This window comes from Mycobacterium sp. E2462, from assembly GCF_001672685.1.
GTDB lineage: Bacteria > Actinomycetota > Actinomycetes > Mycobacteriales > Mycobacteriaceae > Mycobacterium.
Map to the genome: position 1 here is coordinate 1 of NZ_LZKC01000312.1, position 1134 is coordinate 1134.

Annotated in this window: 1 protein-coding gene and 1 pseudogene; both read right to left on the reverse strand. The window is 71.0% G+C overall.

Annotation, left to right across the window (positions count from 1 at the left end; translation table 11 throughout):
• Positions 1 to 200 (reverse strand): annotated as a pseudogene (locus A5714_RS15850) (serine/threonine protein kinase); the annotation flags it as partial.
• Between the two features lie 97 nt (positions 201 to 297).
• Positions 298 to 1134, reverse strand: an 837-nt coding sequence (locus A5714_RS15855; RefSeq protein ID WP_156747345.1) for a thioredoxin domain-containing protein, incomplete at its 5' end; no start/stop codon positions are given.

Consider the following 1134-nt stretch of genomic DNA (forward strand, 5'->3'; position numbering starts at 1 on the left):
ATGCGGGCCTCGCGTTCCATCCGCTTGCGGAACACCGGATCCTGGCTGAAGGCCCGCGACATCACCTTCACCGCCACCGGCCACTGTTTGACGGTGTGTTCGGCCTCGTACACCTCGCCCATGCCGCCGCGGCCGAGCAGGCGCGTCAAGCGATAGGGCCCGAACGTCGTGCCCACCCGCGAGCCCGGCGCGTCACTCATCGCTGGCTCCCCTCACTGCCCACACACCACCCGGCGACATCAGGAGCAGTATGACACCGACGCTCACGCGACGGCCTTGTGGCGCAGCGCAATCGGATCACCCGGTGAGCTTGCTCAGCCAGTTCGGGTCCGAGAAATCGACCGACGCGGTGCCATCCCAGACGAACGGCGTGGCGCCGGAGTTGTAGGCGCTCAGCGTCGCGTAACCGCTGGCGGCCTTGGTCTTGGCGATGCCCAGGTCGTCGCCGGCGTTGATGCACGCGACGGCCTCGGCGTCGGCCCCGACCCGCACCGCGAGCTGCGCGAGCTCGCCGTCGGTGTGGTCCTCGGCGCCGTGCTCGCGCGGCTGGAAGGTGCTGGCGAACAGGCCGGAATAGAAGTCCGTGTAGATCTTCGGGTCGTTGCGGGCGGCCACGCAGTACGTCGCCGCCACCGCACGCGTCGAGTACGTCTTGCTGTGCGACTGGTCGTCGAGGAAGTTCAGCAGGTGGTAGCGGACCGCGAGCTTCTTGTTGTTCACCGCGGTGTCAAGGGCGTCAGCGTTGCTGCGGATGAAGTTTCCGCAGGACGGGCAGATCGGTTCGTTGAAGACGTCGATCGTCGTGGGCGCGGCCGAACTGCCCACGAACACGCCGTCATTGAGGACCCGCAACGCGACAGCGTCGGGGGCGGGGGGCGGCGACGCCGGCGTCGGGCGCGGCGTCGGCTCCCAGGGCCGCCCGACGGCGAGCGCCACCACCACGGCGCCGATGGCGGCGACGGCGGTACCGACCCCCACCCAGAGCCACGGCTTGCGGCCGGTCTTCGGCGGCGGTCCCCATGCGGGCATCCCGGGGCCGGGGACGCCGACGCCGTACACGGGCGGCGGGACCCAGCCGGTGGGCTGCGGCGGCGGGCCGAACGGGTTGCCGGGCACCGGTGCGGTCGCCCACAG